Origin of the sequence: Streptomyces sp. NPDC019224 (assembly GCF_040632605.1) — a bacterium.
GTDB lineage: Bacteria > Actinomycetota > Actinomycetes > Streptomycetales > Streptomycetaceae > Streptomyces.
The window spans coordinates 1-5,544 of record NZ_JBEYCF010000100.1 but is presented as its reverse complement, the minus strand read 5'-3'; the positions used below and the strand labels follow the sequence as shown (position 1 = coordinate 5,544).

Sequence of the window (5,544 nt, the reverse complement as noted above, 5' to 3'; positions counted from 1 at the left end):
GTACAGCATTCCTGCTCCGGCCTCGGCCCAGGCCGCGCGGCGCACTGTGCGCGTTCGCGCGTACGCGGCTGTGCAGATTGACCTGTACTCCGACAGTTCTCAGCGTTCTCGGACATGTTCACCTCCTCACGAATTCCAGGGCGGGTCTGATCATTTAGCTGCCCCCTACCTCGTGTCAAGGTGCACATGCCACCTACTGGCAGTTTGGCTTGATGTCTCCCTTCCCTATAGAGGGCGTAAACGGGAATTTATGATTCCGTTTTTGCGAGAAGGGTGAACCCGGATCCACCGGCTGACATCTGTGGACAACTTCTCCGGGAACGAGGAAGAGCCTTGTGACCTGCGATGATGGGAGTTCTTGAGGCTTCCAGCACGCACGATGACAAGGCTCTTCCGAGATGCAATCTTCCCATGCCGCCGTCCATGTCTCCGCACTCTTCGACGAGCCGAATCTGATCGCGGATGCGGGGCTGCTTCCGCTGGTCGCGCTCGCCGAACAGGTCGGCCTGCCCGCTCTGGCCGCCCAGGTCCGCATCGAGGCGGCCGGCAACAGCGGTGGCGCCCATCCGGCGGCCAAGGTGATGTCGCTGCTGGGCGCGATGTGCTCGGGGGCCGACTCCATCGACGATGCCGACCGGCTGCGGCACGGCGCGATGGACCGGGCCTTCGCCGGGATACGCGCCCCGTCCACGCTGGGCACCTTCCTGCGGTCCTTCACCCACGGCCACAACCGGCAACTCCACCGGGTGCACCGGGAGTTCCTGGACCGCCTCTCGGCCCGCACCCCGCTGCTGCCCGGCGCCGGGCAGCTGATGTTCATCGACATCGACCCCACCCACCGCCGGGTCTACGGACGGGCCAAGCAAGGCGCCGAGCACGGGCGCCTGAAGGGGCAGCGCACCCTGCACCCGATCGTGGCCACCCTGTCCACCCCGCTCGCCCGGCCGGTGATCGGTGCGGTCCGCCTGCGCCGCGGCAAGGCCGCCGACGTCCGCGGCGCGAAAAGCTTCGTCGCCCAGGCCCTGGCCATTGCGAAGGACGCGGGCGGAACCGGAATCCGGATGGTGCGGGGGGACAGCAAGTTCTACACCGCCGACGTGGCCGCCGCCTGCCGGCGAGCCGGTGCCCACTTCTCCCTGACCACGGGCATGAATCCCTCCATCGCCGCCGCGATCGGCCGCATCACCGAGGACGCCTGGGTCCCGATCCGCTACCCCGACGCGTTCGTGGATCCCGACACCGGCGAGATGGTCTCCGACGCCGAGGTCGCCGAGACCGAATACACCGCGTTCACCGGACGCAAGAAGGCCGAGCAGGTCACCGCCCGTCTGATCGTGCGCCGGGTGCGACGCCTGAACCCGCAGGCAGCCACCGGACAGGGCGAGTTGTTCGACTCCTGGCGCTACCACCCCGTCTTCACCAACAGCCCCTTCGGCATGCTGCAGGCCGAACTGCATCACCGGCAACACGCGATCATCGAGCAGGCGATCGCCGACGGGAAGTCCTCCGCGCTCGCCCACCTGCCCTCGGGAAACTTCCAGGCCAACGCCGCCTGGCTGACCCTGTGGGCCATGTCGCACAACCTGCTACGGGCCGCCGGCGCCCTGGCCTCGGCCTTCCACGCCAAAGCCACCACCGCCACACTCCGCACCCACCTGATCCACGTCCCCGCCCGACTCGCCCGCACCGCGAGGATCAAGCTGACCGCCCACCTGCCCGCCAACTGGCCCTGGCAGGACGCCTACCAGGACCTGTTCGAAGCCGTCCACCACCCGCCATCGACACCCTGACGGCCTCCATCCACACCGCACCCCGACGGCCATACCGGCCACCGGCGACACCGCCACCACCCCAGCCCCGACTCGAAAGACACCTCGGACAGGCCACGACCCGAGCGCGGCGGGCACTGCACGCCCTCGAACCCGTGCCCCACATCACCATCAGCCCTCGGCGAGAAAACGCACCTCGGAAACATCAGCCGGTGGATCCGGGGTGAAAGACTGTCCAGATGTCGTGGGTGATCACTGCCGTATGTTGCTGATGTCAACGGCACCGAAGGTGCAGAATATTGAATCAGTGGGGCACTTCCATGACTGTGTCGGCTGCTTTACGTGGCAGATTTCAATCTTGGCATGTTGTAAACCTCTATGTGTAGCTTGCCCGTCCTGTGCGTATTTCTTGAGGGCCCGATGCCTCGGACGTCGGTCGGCTCGTCGGGGGCCGCACTCTGGGCTCGCACGGGACAGACCATGACATTCTCCGTTACTCAGCTCCTGTCACTCTGATCACCAGAAACACGACGTTCACGCCCAGTAGGCGAAGAATTTGGGATGCTGGCTCGAATGAGTTCCGCGATGACGTCGCGCGGGTCGCGCGCAACCGCAAATCCGGCGTCACGCTGGAACAGAGCGCCGGCCGACTTCGGCGTTCGCCCGATCACGCTGTCGAGTGTCTGCGCCGTGCCGACACCGACGAGGGCGCCAGGCGCGCGATAGCGTCGGGTGAGTTGGCCGAACCACGTGGGCGCGCAAGCTCATCCGGCTGCTGGGGGGAGAGAGAGAACGAGGTGCTGCGGAGGGCTGCAGCGCCTCTGTTGCAGGCGAACCTGCCGTCAAGTGATGTACCCGCTGGTCCATGAGTTGGTCGCCGCTGAGGGGTGGCGCCCAGCCTTTTCAACCTCATCACGCTGAATGCGAGTCGGTCAGCTCTGCGCGGCGGCGACGTTCCTGGTGGGGCAGGCTCTCGATCAAGATTACCCATGTCCGCCGGAGTGCCTGCAGGGCGGCTCGGGGTACGTCGGTGGGTGGGCCGTCTCCTGCGTCTTTGACGAGAAGCACGTTGGACAGCGCCAACCCAGCGGGCGCTGGGGATGTCATGGCTGATTCCCCGGGGCCGAGCCCCCGTTGTCACGCGGGTGCCGGCTGCGGTTCCTCCAGTACCGCGGCTACCTTCCGGGCCATCGCCGCGACGTGCGGCGGCAGGTGGTTGTCCAGGGAGTCGACATCATCGCAGAGCCGGGCCCGCAGTCCGTGCAGGCACGCTTCGGTGAACAGTCGCTGTTCATCGGGCTCGGACATCAGCCCGTCTTCCGCGTATCCCTGTCCCACCGAGAACCGCATCGTCGCTTCCTGGTCGTCGTCGGCGGGACGCGGTGTGCCGAGCATCCCGGCGACTTCGTGCCGTTCCGCATCTTTCGGGCCGACCGAGCGGCTGCGCTGCTGTCGGGTCTGGAGGTAGGAGGTGAGGGTGTCCATGGCCATGCCGGTGCGCTGGCAGTACGCGGCGATCAGCATGGACACCGTGTCCATTGTGTCGGAGGCGTCCGTGGCACGGATCAGCGTCATCCGCTTTCAGTCGCGTGCGATGTCCGGCTCGGTGTAGCGCAGCACCTCCTGGCAGTTCATGACCACTTCGGAGACGAGCTGGTGAACCGCCTGCCGCAAGGGCTCAGGCATCTGGGTGTCGTCCATGACCGCACGTTAGAGGGGCTACACCCTCCGGCCCCGGCGTCGCGGCCCCCTGGTCACCCGCGCAGCCCAGGCACGTCACGGTTGACGGCCGGTGCAGCCTCACCAGGCCGGAGCCGGACACACCACGGGCCCGGGGAAATCAGCCATGACATCCCCAGGGCCCGGTTCGGCGGATGTGGCCAGCCTGCAGGGGCTCTTGTGCGTTACGCGGGTTGGGAGGTCATACGGTCGATGAACTGTCCGAAGGTTTCATCGAACCTGCCTAGATCCTGCGAGGCCAGGGCTTCGGCCACCGCGTGCCAGCGGGCAGGGTCGTCTCCGCACATCCGCATGAGCGCGTCGGCCGCCACGGGCTGGTCGTAGTAGCTGAGCACGATGTGGGCACGTACCTGGCGCACCAGGTCCTCGGTGCGGTGACGGGACCTGATGACCGCGTACTCGACCTGGTGGTAGAAGGAGCCCCGGTGCTCCTTGACGGCATCGAGCCAGGACTGGATCACGGCCTGCGGGTTGTCGCAGGAGTCGAGTTCCTCGTCCGTCAGGATGCGGGGCACCTCCTGCTGCTGTTGGGCGGGGCTCGCCTTGTGCTCGACGGCTGCTTTCTTCAGCCACGCCGGCACGGCGGCGTCGTAGGTACGCAGCCACAGGATCTCTGTGGGATGGAGATGGTCCAGCAGGCCAGAGACCAGGTGGCGATCGAGGTGCGGGTTGCAGGCCAGGGCGGCGAGGGAGCTGACACGCTGGTCGTCGCTCAGCAGGCTCTTCGGCGTCGGGTCCCCGGGCCCGTCGTCCTGGGAGGGGCGTTCGACGGCCGTGGGCTGCGGCAACTGCGCGACGACCTCGAACACCTTCGCCAGCGCCTTCGGGTCGTTGCTGGTCAGAGCGAGGTCATGGGCGAGGGAGACGATTTCGTAGGGTTTCGCGTCCCGCAGTTTCCTGGTGTGGAGCAGCCCTCCCGCTCTGACGCAGTGGGCGGCCACTTCGTACAGGGAAGTCGCCGACATCTTCTGCAGCCGAGGGTGCCGGTCCACACGATGGGCGACCTCCTGCAGCCGCAGTCGCTGGCTTTTGCCGGGCAGCGGAAGCTCCGCCCACTCCGGCAGGGCCAGGGCCGGCACACAGGCGGCCAGCACCTCATCGGGGATCTTCTCGGTCTCCACGCACTCCAGGAGCGTGTGCTGGACAGCCCGCCCGAGCGCTTCGTCCTGGGCCAGCTCCAGCCACCGGTCCGGGCACCGCTCCAGAACCATCCCCACCATGTTCCAGGCGGGCCACGTCGGCGGCTCCCAGTAGCGGCCCCTGCCCTGCGCATGCGCCGCGACGAAGGCGTCCGAATCTGCAGCTATCAGGGCCAGGCCCCGGCGCAGCGTCGCATCGACCAGCCACTCCGGCGCCGCCGACGGCCGGCCCAGATCGCGGTCCAGAAGCTGCCTCTCACTAGCTGTTTCTCAACCATGGGGCGTTCGATGACGGCCCGTACGGCGTCCTGGATCAGGTGACGGGGCCTGGTGCGGGCACAGGAAACGGGGCCTTGTTCATAGCGTGTCGGTTGTCTAGGCCAGCCACGCGAGGAACAGGGCCCCGTCATGCCGAACGCTACCGTCGTCCTGCCCGGCCGTCCGCTTCCCGACCTGCGGTTCGCCGCGGAGTGTGACTGTCTCGCGCACCTGTACGGCAATGCCGGCGACCGGCCGATACGGGCCCGCTTCTACGCAACCGACCTGACGGACAAGGAATGGCAGGTCATCCGGCAGGTGATGCCTCTGCCGGGCTGGTTGCTCGGCCGCGGGGGCCACCCGGAGGGGTTCTGCCACCGGGAAATGCTGGATGCCGTGCGGTACCTCGTCGACAACGGAATCAAGTGGCGGGCGATGCCGGCCGATTTCCCGCCCTGGCCGGCCGTCTACGCCTTCCAGCGCCGCTGGCAGACGGACGAACTCCTGGACGTGCTCCACGACCGGCTGCGTGAGCAGGTGCGGATGGTCGAGGGCCGCGACGATCCGGAGCCGACCGCGGCGATCATCGACTCCCAGTCCCTGCGCGGGGCGTCCACGCTGGTCGGGGACCGGCGCGG

Annotated in this window: 4 protein-coding genes; 2 read left to right on the top strand and 2 right to left on the bottom strand. The window is 67.5% G+C overall.

Features of this window, described 5'->3' with window-relative positions; all coding sequences use genetic code 11:
* Positions 1–398 precede the first annotated feature (398 nt).
* Positions 399–1,790 carry an IS1380 family transposase gene (locus tag ABZ564_RS32540; RefSeq protein ID WP_360863086.1) on the top strand — a complete coding sequence of 464 codons (1,392 nt, stop codon included), beginning with the start codon at positions 399–401 and terminating at the stop codon, positions 1,788–1,790.
* Between the two features lie 1,116 nt (positions 1,791–2,906).
* Here the strand turns inward: ABZ564_RS32540 and ABZ564_RS32535 are convergent.
* Together ABZ564_RS32535 and ABZ564_RS32530 are read right to left on the bottom strand one after the other, a co-directional pair.
* Positions 2,907–3,344: a hypothetical protein gene (locus ABZ564_RS32535; protein WP_360863084.1), complete on the bottom strand. Its 438-nt coding sequence runs from the start codon at positions 3,342–3,344 to the stop codon at positions 2,907–2,909.
* Between the two features lie 329 nt (positions 3,345–3,673).
* Positions 3,674–4,720 (bottom strand): hypothetical protein, encoded by a 1,047-nt coding sequence (locus tag ABZ564_RS32530; protein WP_360863082.1) that lies wholly within the window; start codon positions 4,718–4,720, stop codon positions 3,674–3,676.
* A gap of 336 nt (positions 4,721–5,056) precedes the next feature.
* On the opposite strand from ABZ564_RS32530, the gene ABZ564_RS32525 reads away from it, so the two are divergent.
* A partial coding sequence (locus ABZ564_RS32525) for a transposase (protein ID WP_360863080.1) occupies positions 5,057–5,544 on the top strand: 488 nt, incomplete at its 3' end.

Coding starts and splice junctions, on each gene's coding strand:
- ABZ564_RS32540 (WP_360863086.1), top strand. CDS start 399: ATGCAATCTTCCCATGCCGCCGTCCATGTCTCCGCACTCTTCGACGAG.
- ABZ564_RS32530 (WP_360863082.1), bottom strand. CDS start 4,720: ATGGTTCTGGAGCGGTGCCCGGACCGGTGGCTGGAGCTGGCCCAGGAC.
- ABZ564_RS32535 (WP_360863084.1), bottom strand. CDS start 3,344: ATGACGCTGATCCGTGCCACGGACGCCTCCGACACAATGGACACGGTG.